The organism is Natronorubrum halophilum, assembly GCF_003670115.1.
Taxonomy (GTDB): domain Archaea; phylum Halobacteriota; class Halobacteria; order Halobacteriales; family Natrialbaceae; genus Natronorubrum; species Natronorubrum halophilum.
In genome coordinates, this window is record NZ_QQTY01000001.1 from 1,156,064 (window position 1) to 1,171,548 (window position 15,485).

The 15,485-nt window shown below is 64.7% G+C and carries 17 protein-coding genes and 1 pseudogene; 7 read left to right on the top strand and 11 right to left on the bottom strand.

The window, feature by feature from the left end; translation table 11 throughout:
• Positions 1 to 24: 24 nt before the first annotated feature.
• Both DWB23_RS05525 and DWB23_RS05530 read right to left on the bottom strand, forming a co-directional pair.
• Positions 25 to 277, bottom strand: a pseudogene (locus DWB23_RS05525) (IS5/IS1182 family transposase); the annotation flags it as partial.
• A gap of 117 nt (positions 278 to 394) precedes the next feature.
• Entirely contained in the window at positions 395 to 652 is a 258-nt protein-coding gene (locus DWB23_RS05530; protein WP_162989753.1) for a hypothetical protein, read from the bottom strand.
• Positions 653 to 795: 143 nt separating this feature from the next.
• Here DWB23_RS05530 and DWB23_RS05535 point away from each other — a divergent pair, with 143 nt between their 5' ends.
• On the top strand, positions 796 to 978 hold the full coding sequence (locus DWB23_RS05535) for a hypothetical protein (RefSeq protein WP_121741771.1): 183 nt from the start codon (positions 796 to 798) through the stop codon (positions 976 to 978).
• A 19-nt stretch (positions 979 to 997) separates the two neighbouring features.
• Here DWB23_RS05535 and DWB23_RS05540 read toward each other — a convergent pair whose 3' ends face one another.
• The 4 genes from DWB23_RS05540 to DWB23_RS05555 all read right to left on the bottom strand — a co-directional run bounded on the left by DWB23_RS05540 (position 998) and on the right by DWB23_RS05555 (position 4,376).
• A complete protein-coding gene (locus DWB23_RS05540; protein ID WP_121741772.1) occupies positions 998 to 2,320 on the bottom strand; it encodes a TIGR00341 family protein in 1,323 nt (440 codons plus the stop codon).
• 83 nt (positions 2,321 to 2,403) lie between these two features.
• On the bottom strand, positions 2,404 to 2,823 hold the full coding sequence (locus DWB23_RS05545) for a hypothetical protein (protein ID WP_121741773.1): 420 nt from the start codon (positions 2,821 to 2,823) through the stop codon (positions 2,404 to 2,406).
• A gap of 119 nt (positions 2,824 to 2,942) precedes the next feature.
• Positions 2,943 to 4,034 (bottom strand): CAF17-like 4Fe-4S cluster assembly/insertion protein YgfZ, encoded by a 1,092-nt coding sequence (gene ygfZ / locus DWB23_RS05550; protein ID WP_121741774.1) that lies wholly within the window; start codon positions 4,032 to 4,034, stop codon positions 2,943 to 2,945.
• Between the two features lie 39 nt (positions 4,035 to 4,073).
• On the bottom strand, positions 4,074 to 4,376 hold the full coding sequence (locus DWB23_RS05555) for a DUF6432 family protein (protein ID WP_121741775.1): 303 nt from the start codon (positions 4,374 to 4,376) through the stop codon (positions 4,074 to 4,076).
• Positions 4,377 to 4,563: 187 nt separating this feature from the next.
• Here DWB23_RS05555 and DWB23_RS05560 point away from each other — a divergent pair, with 187 nt between their 5' ends.
• Both DWB23_RS05560 and DWB23_RS05565 read left to right on the top strand, forming a co-directional pair.
• Positions 4,564 to 5,559 (top strand): DUF7093 family protein, encoded by a 996-nt coding sequence (locus DWB23_RS05560; protein ID WP_121741776.1) that lies wholly within the window; start codon positions 4,564 to 4,566, stop codon positions 5,557 to 5,559.
• Between the two features lie 227 nt (positions 5,560 to 5,786).
• Positions 5,787 to 6,176 (top strand): DUF5611 family protein, encoded by a 390-nt coding sequence (locus DWB23_RS05565; RefSeq protein WP_121741777.1) that lies wholly within the window; start codon positions 5,787 to 5,789, stop codon positions 6,174 to 6,176.
• Between the two features lie 113 nt (positions 6,177 to 6,289).
• Here DWB23_RS05565 and DWB23_RS05570 read toward each other — a convergent pair whose 3' ends face one another.
• Positions 6,290 to 6,754 (bottom strand): hypothetical protein, encoded by a 465-nt coding sequence (locus tag DWB23_RS05570; protein WP_121741778.1) that lies wholly within the window; start codon positions 6,752 to 6,754, stop codon positions 6,290 to 6,292.
• Between the two features lie 90 nt (positions 6,755 to 6,844).
• On the opposite strand from DWB23_RS05570, the gene DWB23_RS22900 reads away from it, so the two are divergent.
• Positions 6,845 to 7,015 carry a hypothetical protein gene (locus DWB23_RS22900; protein WP_162989754.1) on the top strand — a complete coding sequence of 57 codons (171 nt, stop codon included), beginning with the start codon at positions 6,845 to 6,847 and terminating at the stop codon, positions 7,013 to 7,015.
• Positions 7,016 to 7,102: 87 nt separating this feature from the next.
• Here the strand turns inward: DWB23_RS22900 and DWB23_RS05575 are convergent, their stop codons facing one another.
• Positions 7,103 to 8,650, bottom strand: coding sequence for a heme-binding protein (locus DWB23_RS05575; protein ID WP_121741779.1), 1,548 nt, complete (start codon positions 8,648 to 8,650; stop codon positions 7,103 to 7,105).
• Positions 8,651 to 8,826: 176 nt separating this feature from the next.
• Here DWB23_RS05575 and DWB23_RS05580 point away from each other — a divergent pair, with 176 nt between their 5' ends.
• Positions 8,827 to 9,387: a PadR family transcriptional regulator gene (locus DWB23_RS05580; protein ID WP_121741780.1), complete on the top strand. Its 561-nt coding sequence runs from the start codon at positions 8,827 to 8,829 to the stop codon at positions 9,385 to 9,387.
• A 75-nt stretch (positions 9,388 to 9,462) separates the two neighbouring features.
• Here the strand turns inward: DWB23_RS05580 and DWB23_RS05585 are convergent, their stop codons facing one another.
• From DWB23_RS05585 to pyrH, 3 genes are all read right to left on the bottom strand, one after another.
• Positions 9,463 to 11,286 (bottom strand): site-2 protease family protein, encoded by a 1,824-nt coding sequence (locus tag DWB23_RS05585; RefSeq protein WP_121741781.1) that lies wholly within the window; start codon positions 11,284 to 11,286, stop codon positions 9,463 to 9,465.
• Positions 11,287 to 11,371: 85 nt separating this feature from the next.
• Entirely contained in the window at positions 11,372 to 13,156 is a 1,785-nt protein-coding gene (gene lysS, locus DWB23_RS05590) for a lysine--tRNA ligase (RefSeq protein WP_121741782.1), read from the bottom strand.
• Positions 13,153 to 13,878, bottom strand: coding sequence for a UMP kinase (pyrH, locus tag DWB23_RS05595; protein WP_121741783.1), 726 nt, complete (start codon positions 13,876 to 13,878; stop codon positions 13,153 to 13,155). Before pyrH ends, lysS begins: the two co-directional genes overlap by 4 nt.
• A gap of 159 nt (positions 13,879 to 14,037) precedes the next feature.
• Between pyrH and DWB23_RS05600 the strand changes: the two genes are divergently transcribed.
• Together DWB23_RS05600 and DWB23_RS05605 are read left to right on the top strand one after the other, a co-directional pair.
• The gene (locus DWB23_RS05600) at positions 14,038 to 14,862 is read left to right on the top strand and encodes a molybdopterin synthase (protein WP_121741946.1); all 825 of its coding nucleotides are present in this window, start codon (positions 14,038 to 14,040) and stop codon (positions 14,860 to 14,862) included.
• Positions 14,863 to 15,112: 250 nt separating this feature from the next.
• Positions 15,113 to 15,358 (top strand): DUF7123 family protein, encoded by a 246-nt coding sequence (locus DWB23_RS05605; RefSeq protein ID WP_121741784.1) that lies wholly within the window; start codon positions 15,113 to 15,115, stop codon positions 15,356 to 15,358.
• Positions 15,359 to 15,485 lie beyond the last annotated feature (127 nt).

The window sequence follows — 15,485 nt, forward strand, 5'->3', positions numbered from 1 at the left end:
GGCGTCGCCTCGAGCGGTTCGTTATTTTGCGCTGTTGAACTCCGCTACAGTGAGAATTTTTGAGGCAGTCGAGACGATCGTGCAACCGTAGCCACAGTAGTACTCTTCAGCGGGTAGATCGGCGCATTTCGACGCATCCGGATCGGCAGGCATCGCTCTCACGTCGGTTGAATCGATGCGAGAGGTCAAATCGAGCAGGCCGCAGACGGTTGCCTGCTCGAGAGGTGGTCGAAGACCTCGTCGACGTGTCGATGTCGGTGAGAAAGCGATCGACCGATCCCAGGTAAATCGCCGACCGCTCGCTTTCGAGACAGTTCGTGAAGGCGAGCGCGCTGTGGCTCGAAGTAGCACTATCGGAAAATGCGTTCGAATCGCACGGAAAACGGTCTCCGAGTTACCGACGCGACTCGAGGAGCGGAACGCCGTTGTGTCGGCAGTATTCGAACGCGTGAACCGCGGCCAGACCGAGGGCGACGACCGCGAACATCGTCCCGGCAATCGGGACGCTCAACTCGGGTGCGCCGGCCGAGAAGAGCACCGCCGACGTCGTTGCAGCGAGGAGGGCGGCGAGGGTCACCGCGTAGATGGTCGCGCTACTCATGCGGAACCACGTCGATGCGGGGACGTACCGTTGTCGTGTCGGATTACCCATACATAGGTGTTAGTAATCCACCATAATAAAACCAGTGGAGATGTCACCCAGGGTGAACGATGGCCGCGGAAGGGCTGACTCGAGACACCGGCGACCCGGCTCAGAGAGATATCGCTATCAGGTCTGCACCCGACTCAACCGGTATGGCAGACGAAACGAAGCCGACGGCAGAAGGCGACGGAGACGATTCCGACGGGACCGGAATGGCGATCGGGATGGGGACCGGCGTCGCGATCGGCGTCGCGATCGGCGTCGCGATGGATAATCTGGCGATCGGGATCGCCATCGGCGTCGCGATCGGGGCGGGAATGGGGACGGCGATGTGACTCACGGCTCGCTCGAGGGCTAACTCGCCGTCCGTTGGGTCTCGTCTCCGCCGCGTTGTTCGGCGACGACGTACTGAACCTCGACGACGACGGACTCGTCGCCGTGGGGTTCGATCGCCTCGTAGAGTCGATCAGCCAGTCCCGGCTCCGGGCCGGGGTCCTCCCCGCTGACCGTAACGGTGACCCCCTCGACGGACTGGACCGGATAGTTGCCGTCGAGTTCGACCGTGACGGCGTCGGCCTCGAGATGATCGTACCGCGGCTCCGCGAGCACCGCTTCGACCTCGTCTTCGGCCGACGACTCGAGTTCCGTCGTGTGGAAATCGAGCAGGGTGACGCCGGCTAGCGGGGCGGCGAGAACCAGCAGTCCGATCCCGAAGAGAGCCGCGTAGGTGTAGGTCGGCCTCCGAGTCGGCGACACCTCGAACAACCCCTGCGGGCGGTAGCCGGCGACCCACAGCGTCGCCAGCGCGGCGAGGTTGATCGACAGGAGGTTCACGATCACGAGGGCGGCAGCGCCGATCGCCGCGCCGTGCATTCCCCAGGCGACCGTGATCCCGACCGCGGCCGACGGCGGGATGAGCGCCGCGGCGATCATGACGCCGACGATGGCCTCCGAAAAGCCCCGCGTGAGGCTCAGGATGCCGGCGATCCCGGCACCGAGCGCCACCGCCAACGAAAAGAGGTTGGGAGAGACGCGCTCCTCGAGTTCCGTCGCGACGACGATATCGACTCCCGCCGGCTCGAGGCCGGCCATGCGGGCGAGGAAGGCGAGGGCGATCGAGGCGACGACGACCATCGCCACGCCGACGAGTTGGTAGCGGAAGCCGGTCGCTTTGAGTCGGTCGTCGCCGGTGACGATCCCGACGTTGGCGGCGAGTGCGGGACCGAGCAGCGGCGCGATGACCATCGCGCCGATGACGACCGCCGGCGAGTCCGCAAGCAACCCGGCGGTCGCGACGACGGCGCTGATGAGCAACATGACGGCGTAGATCGTAAACGGCGGCGTGAGTTCGTCCGCCTTCGTCCGGAGTACCTGTCTCGAGGTGCGTGACCCCTTCTGGCCGCCGTGGCTGTATCGGTCCTCCAACGTCGAGAACTCCGTCGAGATGACCGTTTCGGCGTTGATAACGACGGTGCTGGCGTCGTCGTCGATTCCGGCCCGTTTCAGTCGATCGAGAACCGGTTCGACGGCCCGCGTCGGCAGCGGAAACCTGACGACGGCGGCGTATCCTCGACCGCTGGTTTCGTCGCTGACGACGTAGTCTACTCCCTCCTCCTCGAGGATGTCGAGGACGGGCCGTCGCTTCCCCTTCGGGATGGTGATCTCGAGATAGCGCATACTGGGGCCACAGCCGACCCGCGGATAGACCTACGGGCGGCAGTGGACGGGGCGAGGCGAGCGGCCGGATCGCGCGGACCGACTCAGCCGCCGGTGCCGACGATGCCGCAGGCGATGGCGTCGGGATCGCGGATCTCCTCGCCGTCGACCGCGTCGGGAGCCAGCAGAAGGATCGTATCGTCGGGCATCCCGTCTTCGACCTGTACTGTGCGCCCAAGAACGTCCTCGAGTTCGTCGACGTCGTCGATGTCGAACTCCCGTTTCGTGAGGAGTTCGGCGTTGGTCCGCGAGAGCACGAAAACGAGGTCGGACGGGTCGGACGCGTCGTTTTCGCCCGCCTCGAGCAACTCGGACAGCGAGTCGGCGTTGATCTCCTCGAGCGAGCGGATCGTGACGCGCGCGGTGTCGGAGCCGGGTGCCTTTTCCGACTGCGTGCGCAGGCGGGCGGACAGTTCCTCGAAGTCGGTGCTCGCGTCGATCGGGGTGTCGTGACTCGAGCCCATATCCGCCACACCGCTCGCGTCGTCCTTGAGAGTGTGGCTGGCCAGTTCCGGCGGCGGAAGCCGTCACGGAGTGAAGCACGCGGAGGTCCGGTTCCCGAGACCTGTACCGAACCAGCCGTTCACTGATACTCGGGCAGCCGATCCGACCGATCGGAGCCCTCGAGGAACGGCAATTCCGTTATCGTCGCGGCCGCTTCCTCGCCGCCGACCCGAACCGTCAGCTCGTCGCGCTCGAGGCCGTAGTCGACCAGCGCGAGCGCGATAACGTCCTCGAGCAGCGGGCTCTCGCCCGCGCGGGTGACCTCGCCGACCGAGCTATCACCGTCGAAAATCGCGGCCCCGGGCTCCGGAACGGATTCGCCCTCGAGCGTCAGCCCCACCAGCTTTCGACTCGGCTGGCCGCGGTTCTCGACGCGAGAGACGACCTCCTGGCCGACGTAACAGCCCTTCTCGAAGTCCAGGGCGTTTCGCAGGCCGAGCACGTTCGGGAGGGTGCCCTCGAGTTCGGTCTCGAACAGGGGCGAGCCGGCCTCGAGCGCGAGGCTCTCGAACGTTCGGTAGCCGAAGGGCGCGGCGTTGAGCCCCTGCGTCTCGAGGGTGCTGTAGACGGCTTCGGCGTTGTCGGCCCCGCATATGACCTCGTAGCTCTCCTCGCCAGTGAGCGCGTCGGTGCGGATGACGGTCACGCCCTCGTCGCCCATCGTCCCGCGGATGAACGAGTAACGCCGGTCGGGGGACGCCGCGCCATTGAGGACGCTGGCGATCTTCTCGGTGGCGTGGGGCCCGTGGACGCCGAAGATCGCGTAGTCGTCGGTCGCGACCCTGATGTCGACGTCCTGGATGAACACCTTCTCGGACCAGTCCTCTGCCAGCGGTTCGGCTTCGGACGGCGGCGTGAAGAGCAACAGCCGCTCGCCCGCGTTGTAGACGTAGAGTTCGACCTCGATCCCGCCCTGCGGACCGAGCACGAGCGCGTAACAGCCCTGCCCGTCTTCGTCGGGCACCCGATTCGAAACGACGTTGTCAACGTACTCGAGGCGGTCGTCGCCCTCGACGACGATCACGCCGTAGGCCATCTCGAGTAAGCCGACGCCGTTGCGGACCGCGCGGTGGGTTCGCTCGGGGCGGCCGAAGTGTTCGACGATCGTTCGACCGTCCCGCTCGCCGAACGTCGCCCCGTGATCCGTATGAATAGACTCGATGACGCTCATAGCTATCCGGACGGGCCTGAGCCTATCAGGCGTTTCGATTCAAAAGGGGAGTCGCTCGCGGAGCCACTCGCCGATCGACTGTGCGTCGTCATCCTCGTCGGTCGGTATGTCGGGGACCACCCGCTCGTCCGGTTTGATCACGGTCTCGTTGGCTCCGGACTCGACGACAATCAGCCCGTCTTGTTTCAGCATCGAGAGCGCTTGCTCGAGTTCGTCGATGTCGACCTCGACGGCAGCACGGAGTTCGAAGACGCTCATTCCGTCGTTAGCGCGGTCAACGAGCGCGTCGAGCACCGCCACCTCCGTCGATCCCCGGTCCCGAAACTCCCGCTTTGCTCTCATCCGTATCGGTATTCAACGACCGGGGATTTGACGTTTGCCGTTCGACCGGTGGGCAGACGGCCGATCCGAGTCCACGAACGACGGTCGACGGCCGCCGACCTTCACGGCCAACTCGTCGACTCGTCGCCACGACCGCGGCTCCGAGAGGCAGCACGTTTTTTATGGTGTGACTGGGTACGGTGGGACAATGGTCCTGCGATGTTCGCTGCTCGGGCACGACTACGGTGACGCCGAAGTCGATCGCGAGCGCGAAGAACGGGGCAGTGAGGTCGTCGTAACCGTCCAGGAGTACGAAGAGTGTGTCCGCTGTGGCGAGCGAAACGTCATCAGCGAGAACACCGAGGTAACGAGTATCTCCGTCGCGGCGGACGCCGACTCGCTCCCCGATGAGTCCGAACTCGAGTCCGACACGACCGCATCGGTCGATACTGAACCCGCCGAACCGCCGGCCGACGCGCCCGTCGAAACCGGTACCGAGATCGAATTCACCGACGAAGCGGGCGGTGCCGAACTCGTCGATGCCGATTCCGCCGGCGACGAGAGCGCTCCGGACGACCCGGTTTCCGCCGACGCTCAATCGCCGGATTCCGATGACGGCATCGACGTGCCGACCGACGAAAACGGCGAGCCGATAACCGACGACGCCGAGATTCTCGAGGACGACGACGACGAGACGCCCCGCGATCGCGAGCACGGCGAATGGCCCGACTCCGAGGACGTCGGTCCGCCGGTCGGTACGGAGAACGACCCGTCCGAATGGCCGGACGACGAGCAAAGCGACATCGATGAGGCGGCCACGGCCATCGACGCTGAGCCCCCCGCGGATACCGAAGTGGTGGACGACGGCGAGATTCTCGAGGACGACACCACGCTCGGCAGCGCAGCGAGCGAATCGACCGCGGCGGCCGACGCCAGATCGGTGACCACGGAGGCACCGACTCCCCCGAACGCAGGAAGCGAAGCCGACGCGGAGCGAGAAGCCGACGCTGGAAGCGGTATCGAGCGAGCGGCGGCGGCACCGGCACCCGGTGAAAGCGGCGACGCGTCGCGCGAAGACGTTCCGACCGAGTTCTACTGTCCGCGGTGTGACTACGTCGCATCCAGCGACCGGGCCTCGCTTCGGGCCGGCGACATCTGTCCCGAGTGTCGGAAGGGGTACCTCGGCGAGCGAGAATACCGCTAGCACAGCGCCGCCAGCGCCCGGTCGCGATCACCGAAAACGTACAGGTGTCGTGCGATCGGATTCGTACTACCGTTCGGTGACCCGAGAGTTCCACGTCGCGAGTCGTCAACCCGTCCTTCGGATGAGGCGTCCACCAGCCGTTCCCAACCGTCACTCGAGCCGTCTGTCAGCCGGCTGCGACGGTGACTATGAAAAGAGGTAAACAGTCCGCCGTGTATCTCCAATCCATGAAGGAGTACAAGATGCGCCGCGGTGAGTATCTCGAAGAGCGGATCCCCGACATGGAAGCGACAGTCGTGGACTATTTCGGACCGATCACGGGTACCGAGGAGTACAAGGGGAGCGACCTGTACGTGGTCGGCGAGCCCGACAACCCCGTCTTCGAGAAAATCGTCGTTGGAGCCGTCGACTACTCCGGCAAGAAGGACAAACTCGCCGTCGAATTCTACGAGCGAGATCCCACCGAACTCGGCCCCGACGAACTCGAGGCCGCAGCCGACGCCGTCGACGCCAAAAACGACTTCCTGCTCGAGGCGACCGCTCGAGACGCGAAAGCTCGCCGCGATTCGCTGAAACGCTCCGTCGAGGACGACCCAGATCACGATATCGACGCCTGATCGGCTATCGGCGGACCGTTCTGTACGACTGCTCCCGCGCTCGGTTAGCAGCGGCGTCACTCGAGAGACCGCCAGGCACGGTCATCGGAGCGAAGGAACGGACGACGATCCGGTCAGTCGCGGCTCCCGTACGGGTCGTGAACGGCGACCAGTCCCGCACCGGAGCTTCGATAGATGACGTCGACGATATCACCGGTTTCGATCTGATTGAAATCCGCTCGGACGAGCGCCGTGTATCGACAGTCCTCGCCGTCGGTGTCACAGCCGCGGAATCTGAACTCGACGGTCTCGAACTGGGCTCTGAGACGATTCACGAGGGACTCGGAGATCGTGATCGGTGCGCCCTCCTCGATATCGCCGGCGAGCGCTTCGTGGATCTCGCCGTGATAGTACGGGCCCTCCTCGTCTCCCGTGGGATCGTAGCGCCTCACGGCCGCGTAAACCGGTTCACCGCCACCTCGAGGGTGGAGTCGAACCGACTTCTGCGTGATCGTGACGCGCTCGACGAGTCCGAGCCGAGTCGCACAGCCGACGAGGGTGATCCCTGGAACGACCGCCAAGAGCGCACGTCGTTTCACTACTGTCGGTGTACGTGGACTAACATGGAGTAGCTTTCCCCCGGGATGGTCCGAAACGGCTATTGGTACACCGTGAATCCACCGAGGTGAATGGATATCGCTACGTTCCTCGCTGCGACGCTGGTCGCACACGTCGGCCTCGCGGTTTTCGTCACCGGTCACGCCGTGGTGACCGACCACGACGCCGGAAACTGGCCGTATCTCACGCTCGTGCTCGGTCTCGCGGGCGTCGCCGGCTACTTCTTCTACGACGGGACGTGAGCGGAGACGCCGCGTCCGAAACCAACGACCAGTGCCGGCCCGAGAACGGCGGCCGAACGCGAAAACGGCGACTCGAGGAGGAGTCGGTCAGGCGAGGAAGACGTGTCGCGGTCGATCCACGAGGATATCGCGACCGAACTCGACGGTCTCCGAAAAGGCGTCGCTCCGGAAGAACGCCATGGCGTCCTCGCGGGAGTCCCAGCGGCTGGCGATGAACATGTCGTTTTCGTCCTCGAGGTTCGCCAGCAGATCGGTCTTCCGGTGGCCGTCCATGTCCGCGAGCAGGCCGGCGACGTCGCCGAAGGTGTCGACGAAGTCCTCGCGATGGTCGGGTTCGACGGTGTAGAACATTCCCATCGTGCCCCACGAACCGTCGGCGGCGGACGCCCCGTCGTCGCCCGCCTGGCGGACGATGTCGGGGAGATCCGCGAGGAAACCGGCCGCCGTGTTCGCGGCGCGTTCGGTCTCCCAGAGGCTGACGATCGCGGCCTCCGCGTCGTCAGCCCGTGAGTCGTAGACGGCCGTCTTCACGTGCGTATCGTAGTGATCGAAGTTCGTCCGCAGCCCGTCGACCTCGTCGAACAGGTCGCCGGCGTCCGCCGCGGAATAGAGCACGACCGCGTGGACGTCCTCGCCGTGCGGCTGGCCCGCGTAGACCCCGATCTCCTCAAGTTCGCTACGGACGCCTGTCTCTCCCTCGTCCGCATCGCCGTGTGCGTGCTCGCTCGAATCGTCACCGTGGTGGCCGCTCGAGTCACTGCCGTGATGACCGCCGCGCGAGTCGCCGGCGTGATGCCCGCCGTGTTCGCCGTCGGCGTGTGGGTGGCCTCGTGCGTCCGCACCGCCTTCCTGCGGGACGGGGTCGCCCGCGAGGTACGCACCGAGGTGCTCCGGCGGGAACCGACGGGCCGAGAGGAATCGATCGAACTCGGCGAAACGGGAACTCGAGGGATCGAATCGCATCTCGTAGAGCAGTTCCTTGACGTCGGTCGGGTCGTCGCCGAACAGGGTCACGCCCCACTCGAAGTCGTCGAGTCCGATGCTGCCGGAGATGATCTGCGTGACGCGGCCGGCGTACCCCTTGCCGATCTCGCCGTGACTCGAGAGGTGGTCCGCGCGCTCCTCGAAGGACAGGTCGTACCAGTTGTGGTCGGGACCGCGACGTTTGCTCATCGGGTAGAAACTCACGAACTCGGCGTCCGGAATCTCGGGTTCGAGCCGCGACTCGATGTAGCGTTTCATCCCGGTGTCTTCGACCTCCGCGTCGTCGTCGAAGAACTCCTGGGACATGTAGCCCGAGACCTCGGTCACCGAGAGGTAGGAGTCGGCGCGTTCGGTAAACGCCGCGAGCGCCGTGTGCTCGAACCGTCGCTCGAGCGTGTCGAGGTCCTCGAGCGTCGGACGCAGATGGAGGATCAACAGGTCGGCTTTGTGACCGAGCACCGAGAACGTGGCCGAGTCGCCGTCGTCGGCGTCCGCCACGTCCTCGGCGGCGGCGAGGTAGTCGATACCCTCGTCGATGGCCTGCGAGCGGCGACGCTCGGGGGCGTCGCGCCAGGCGTCCCAGTCGATCGACCGGAAATCGTGCAGGACGTACCAGCCCTCTTCGGTCTGTGGCGGCTGCCGTCGTTCCATGATCGCGGGTTGGGTCGGCGAGGCTAAGAAGGACGGGGTTTCGAGCCGACACGTCGGCCCGTGTTGGCCAGTCGGGCCGATTCACCGGCCACCGGATAGCGTGCCTCAGACACTCGCTCGCCGGTATTGGGGGTGACCGAAACCCTTTAGCGATGCCAGTTTAAAGCACGGCGTACATGCGGAAAAGTGGGCCACCGAAAGGACTCATCGCCTATCTCGTTCTCGAACTTCTCGAGGAGAAACCACGGTACGGTTACGAAATCCTCAAGGAAATCCGCGAGATCAGCGGTGGACACTGGGAGCCCTCCTACGGCTCCGTTTACCCCATTCTCTACAAATTTGAGGAGCAGGGCTGGACCGAACGCATCGAGCGCGAGGACGAACCCGACCGGAAGTACTTCGAACTCACCGCCGACGGCGACGACGAACTCACACAGCGCCGATCGAGGTGTACCGAGAACGCGCGAGAGTTCGCCGACATTATTCTGGGCTTCTCCCACGTCTACGCGGCCTTTTCGACCGACGATCGGTTCGAGATTCCCGAAAAAGACGGCGAGTGGCGGTTCGACGAGACGTTCAGCGCGTGGATCGTCGAACAGGTCGTTCGCCACCACGAACACCACTTCGAGACCGAGTTCGAACGGATCGAGGCGACGCCGGCGGAGTTCTACGACCGTCACGGCATCGACGAGGACGGAGCCGACGAGACGGATGCGGGCGACGGATCCGACCGGTAACGAACCGTCGACACGAGGCCTCGAGAACGCGGAACGGCGAGCCGAATCGACCGAAGCCGGCCGAACGGCGCCAGCCTACGTCAGGAACGGCAGAAACAGCATCAGGAGGAAGCTGGCGAGCATCGTCAGCCCGATCGTCGTCGTCACGGTTCGAACGTGTCCGCGCGTCGTCTCGAACGGCAGGCGCGAGACGATCGCCTCGGTGCTCGTTCGAAGGATGTGCCCGCCGTCGAGCGGGAACGCCGGAATACAGTTGAAAAAGCCCAACTGGATGTTGATCCAGCCGGTCCAGAACAGCAGGTTTGCGATGACGAAGACCGTGCTATCCCCGAGTGCCGCGAGCGATCCCTGGACCTCGTAGAAGTTCTCGATGCCCCCGGTAAAGCCGGCGAAGTTGAACGGCAAGAGCCCGACGACGCCGATTACCGGAAGCAGTATCGAGAGACCGATCTTCCCGAAGAAGGAGTCGGTTATCGGCCCGTAGCTTCCCCCGTCGCCGCCGAGGACGGCGAGGTACTCCTCGGCGGGGTAGAGCTGAACGCCGATATCGCTGACTTCGAAGCCGGATACGCCGGGGTTGCCGAGGATTCCGAGGAACCCGGTATCCTGCCTCGGATGGTCGTCCAGCGTCACCTCGTACTCAGCGCGCTCGTCGCCGAAGTAGCCCACGACGGTAACTTCGTCGCCCGCCTCGCTCTCCTCGAGCAGCGACTCGAGATCGTCGTAGGTGTGCGTTCGCTCGCCGTCGACGGACGTGATCACGAACGGCTCGTCGGTCGCTCCGGTCGCGCCCTCGAGCGGCCCGTCGTCGGTGACGTCGACGGCCGCACCGATCGGAACCTCTCGCTCGATGCGTTCGCCGTCGCGATCGATCGTCAGCGTGACGCGCTCGTCGTCGCCGACCGCTTCGTAGAGGGCGTCCTCGGTCGCGACCGTCTGTCCGTTTACCGCGACGATCGTATCACCGACTTCCACCCCTGTCGGACCGTTCTCCATCGCTGCGGTGACGAGCAACGACCGATTCACCTGGACGGTTCGCTTGCCGTTGAGCTCGAGTTCGACCTGTTCGCCGTCGGCAGCCTCGAGGCGGTCCGCGAGGTCGTCGTTGGTCTCGACGGGCTCGTCATCGACGGCAGTGATGCGATCGTTGGGTTCGATCCCGGCCGATGCCGCAGGCGAACCGGGCGCAACGCCGCCGACCGCAGCACCCGAAGCGACGCCGATCGAGCCGACGATCGGCCCGAAAAGGAGCGCGAAGACGAGTATCGTGACCGCGAAGTTGTTCGTCACTCCGGCGGCGAACATCCGCGTCTGACCGCCTCTCGAGGCGTTTTTGCTGCTCTCCTGATCGGGTTCGACGAACGCGCCAAACGGGATGATCGCGAGCATGGCGACGCCCATCGAGTCGATGCCGATGTCCTCGACGCGACAGAGGAGTCCGTGGCCGCCCTCGTGGACGACTAATCCGACGAGAAGTCCGACGACGATACCGGGTGTCGCGGAGACCGGGAGGAAGTCGTTGACGCCGGGGAAGGGGACCACGTTGCGCGGCTGCTGGACGCTTCCGGCCGGCTGTGGCGACGTGATCGCGGAGATCGCGGCGGCGAGAAGGACGACGAACATGGTCGCCATGACGACGATGGCGATACCGACGCCGATGTTCGCCCAGGCGCGCCAGAAGCGTTTGGGCTTCGAGAGCCGATCGAGAAACGCTCGGCCGCGTTTGGTATGAAACGTGAGAATCGGTCCCTGAGTCCCGACGTACTCCGGCAGGAGATCGGCTCGCTTGAGCGCGATAATAGCGAACCAGTAGACGAGGAGGCCGATGACGACCCACGTCAGCGTCTCCGAGCCGTAGAGTTCGGGAACCGAAACGACAGCGGGGGAGCCGTAATCCATCTACCGTATTTCCGGGGGGCGTTCTCAAAGGGCTTTTGTCTATCCGGTCACTCTCGTACCGATTCGAGGAGGGGGTCTGTCAGGTTCACCGTTCCCGGCGTAATCGGCCGACGACGAACTCGCGGTCGACTTTCGCGAGGAACGACCCGAGCTTCGGTCCCTGCTGTTCGTCGAAGAAGAGCCGGTAGCCCGCGCCGAAGAAGTCGCCGACGTCGACGTCGTGACGGCGCGCCGTCTCGTAGATCTCGCTCTGGATCTCGTCGGGTTCGTGGCCCGCCTCGATGAAGTCGGCGAGCTCCTCGAGCGCGGCCTCGGTGTTCTCGTCGAAGTCGTGGTCGGGGATCTCGGAGCGCTTGAGTTCGTAATCGAACTCGTTTTCGGTGCGTCGCGCCCAGTTTCGGGCCCGTTCGACTCGCTCGAGTGCGCCCTCGATCGCCCACTCGGGGGCGTCTTCGGGGATGTGCCCCTCGCGTCGGGCGATCTCCTCGCGCAGGTCGGGGTCGTCGGTCATTCCGAGCACGGCGGCGAAGGTGTAGGGGAGCCGAATGCGCTCCTCGCGCGGCCCGTCCGCGCGCTCTGAACTGGCGGCAGTAGCCGCCCCCTCGACCACGAGCGGGTACACTCGCTTCGCGAATGCCGTCTCGTCCTCGCTCGCGTCGATCTCGTCGAAGTAGATCGCCTCGAGACGGTCGAACTCGTCGACCAATTGATCGAGGCGTTCGATGCTGAAGTCCCGGGCCTTCGAGGGGTCTTTCGCGAAGAAGTAGCGCAGGACTTCGGGCTCTAAGAGTTCGAGGACGTCCGAGACGAGGATGACGTTGCCCGCCGACGAGGAGAAGGGCTCGCCCTCGAGGGTGAACCACTCGTAGACCATCGGAACGGGCGGTTCGATCCCGAGGACGTTGCGCGCGATGTCCTGTCCGCTGGGCCAGGAGCCCTCGGCGTGGTCCTTGCCGAAGGGCTCGAAGTCGACGCCGAGTACCTGCCACTGCGCGGGCCACTCGAAGCGCCACGGCAGCTTGCCCTCGCGCAGGGTCGCGGTGCCCTCGTGTCCGCAGCCCGAAATCGTCTGCTCGCCGGCGTCCATGTCGGTACAGCGGTAGTCGACGGTCGGCGGCTCGCCTGTCTCGCGGGTCGCTTCGCTCCCCGCTCGACTATCCGAGGCGCTTCGCGCCTCGCCATCCAAATTGACGCTTGTCACCGTTTCCGTGACCTTCCCGCAGTCCTCGCAGATCGGATTGAAGGGGATGTAGTCCGCGTCGACCTTATCCTGGTACTGCGAGAGCACGTCGCGGGCGCGCTCTCGGTTCTCGAGGACGTACCGCGTCACGTCCTCGAGGTCGCCGGACTCGTACAGCTCCGTGTTCGAAATCAGTTCGATCGGGACGTCGACGGCGTCGGCGCTGTCCTGAATGATGGTCGAGAAGTGTTCGCCGTAGGAGTCACAGCAGCCGAAGGGGTCCGGAACGTCCGTGTACGGCGCGCCGAGGTTTCGTCCGAGCGCGCCCGCGTCGACCTCGCCGAGATCGACGAGATTCCCCTCGAGATCACAGAGCGTCCGCGGCAGCTTTCGGAGCGGGTCCCGGTCGTCGGCGGTGAAGACCTGGCGGACCTCGTGACCGCGCTCGCGCAGGACTTCGGCGACGTAGTAGCCCCGCATGAGCTCGTTGACGTTGCCGAGATGGGGGACGCCCGACGGCGAGATGCCGCCCTTGACGACGATCGGGTCGTCCGGGTCCCGGTTTTCGATCCGATCCGCAACGGTGTCCGCCCAGAAGGCGTGGCGCGCGTCGTCGCCGTCCTCGCGCTGAAGGGTGTAGGGACTCTCGGCGTCCGGGGTCTCCTCCCCGCCGTCGTGTTCGGTGCTCATCGTTCGTCCTGCGCCCAGTAGGTCGGTTCCTCGCCCGCGCCCTCGGGGATGATGTTGGTCCCGTCGTGTTCCCCGTATCGGACGGCACGCGAGATTCGGTCCGGGTCGGTGCCGTCGAGGACGATCGTGCGCATGCCCGAACGCTCGATGATCTTCGCCGCCAGCAGGTCGACGGGTGCCGAGGCTCCGGCGTTCATCTCGAGGCCGGCGATCACGTCGACGAGTTCCGTCGCGGTGAGGCTGTCGTACTTCGTCGCCTCGGCGTTTTCGTTGGGATCGTCGCTGTAGACGCCGGGGACACTCGTCGCGTAGACGAGCAGATCGGCGTCGACGTACTCCGCGAGGGCGGCACCGACGGCGTCAGTCGTCTGGGCCGGTGCGACGCCACCCATAATGGATATTCCCGCGCGTTGAAGCGATTCGCCGGCTTCCTCGTAGTTTTTGGCCGGCGCGATGACTGAGCCGCTGCTCAGTGCGGCGATCAGTAGACGCGCGTTGAGCCGGGTGACGTCGATCCCCAGCTGATCGAGTTCGATCTCGTTGGCCCCCAGATCGCGAGCGGCGCTGATGTACTCGCGGGCGACGCCGCCGCCCCCGACGACGGCACCGACGCGACAGCCGTCCGCGACGAGGTCTTCGACGACGGCCGCGTGTTCGGCTACCCGATCCGTCCCGAGTTCGGGCACGAGCACGCTTCCGCCAATAGAGACGACCACTTTCATGCTAATCCGGTGTAACCGGGTTGCTATCTTAAGAGTTGCCAACTGGCTGGCTGCGCGCGTGTCTCACTCGAACACGGGATCGGTTCTCGAACGGGATCGAGTCCGGTGACGTGCGTCGGCGTCGACAGCTACAAAGTCCGACGCCACCATCTCTCAGACATGCACGTACTCGGGATCATCGATCGCGGTGCCGACGGCGACGCACTCGAGCGGGTCGTCAACCGAACCGTCGATCGACTCGCACAGGAGGGGCGCGTCGGCGTCATCAGGTACGACGCGACGATCGCGGACGGAATGCACACCCACGAACCGACGGCGGTCGGCGGCGACGTCATCTACGATCTGGGCGCCGACGGCGACTGGACCGCGACCGGAACGGGAATGACCGTCGGCGGCGCGCTCGATCAGTTAGCGATCGACTGCGACTACGCGATCGTCGTCGGCGTCGACGGTCTCCGATACCCGACAGTCGTCGTCGGCTCGAGCGACGTCGACGGCGACACCATCGCGGCCGTCGAGAACGACGGCGACCTCGACGTCGAGGCGGTCGCGACCGCGCTGGCGGAGACGGAAGCCTACGAGACCCTCGAGTCGCTGGTCGACCGCGTCAAACGGTCACCGAAGGCGGATCGCGCGGGCGCGATCGCGACGTTCACCGGACGGGTGCGCGCGAAAGACGACGCGGACGACTCGCGGACACAGTTCCTCGAGTTCGAGAAGTACGAGGGCGTCGCGGACGAACGCATGGCCGCCCTCGAAACGGATCTCGAGGCGCGGGACGGCGTCCTCGAAGTCGAACTCCACCACCGGACCGGCGTCGTCGAGGACGGCGAGGACATCGTCTTCGTCGTCGTCCTCGCCGGCCACCGCGGAGAGGCCTTTCGAACCGTCGAAGACGGAATCAACCGGCTGAAAGACGAAGTTCCGCTGTTTAAGAAGGAAGTGACGGTCGAGGACGAGTTCTGGGTCCACGAGCGATCGTGAGCATTATATTCATGCCATCGTCGTTCGAAATACTCCACAGGCACTGAAACGTGACTCTCTATCGATCACGAAGTTTTTTGATGGAGATAACGCGTTAGAGAGAGTTTTAAAACGTCTAGACTCCTCTAAAACGCTCGTAAAGATTATCATAAATGGGAATGAAACGTCTGTTACCCCCCAGATCGTTGAACACAATCGAAATCTCGCTAACCATCCACCCTTTATAACATATCTTCCCTACAAGGAGTTGATGTCGATGAGCACGACAGCCCAATCCTCCACGGAAAGCAAGGAACGCCGCCTCAAACGCTACCTGCGTGAACGTGCAGCAGAAGGAGAGCTGTACTTCAAAGGAAAATTCATCGCCGACGACGTCGGAATGTCCCCCAAAGAGATCGGCGCACTGATGGTCAAACTCTCCGATTCGGTCAGCGACCTCGAGATCGAGAAGTGGTCGTACACGAGTGCGACGACGTGGCGCGTCGAGCCAGTCTGATCCCGAATCCCGTACGACGCGACGGATCCCGCGATCCGCGAATCACGCCCCGCGTGCCGGCGCGTTCTCCAGCGCCACCGGTAACGTCCTCTGAACAGGTCTCCACCCCTTCGTCGGGCCGAACGGT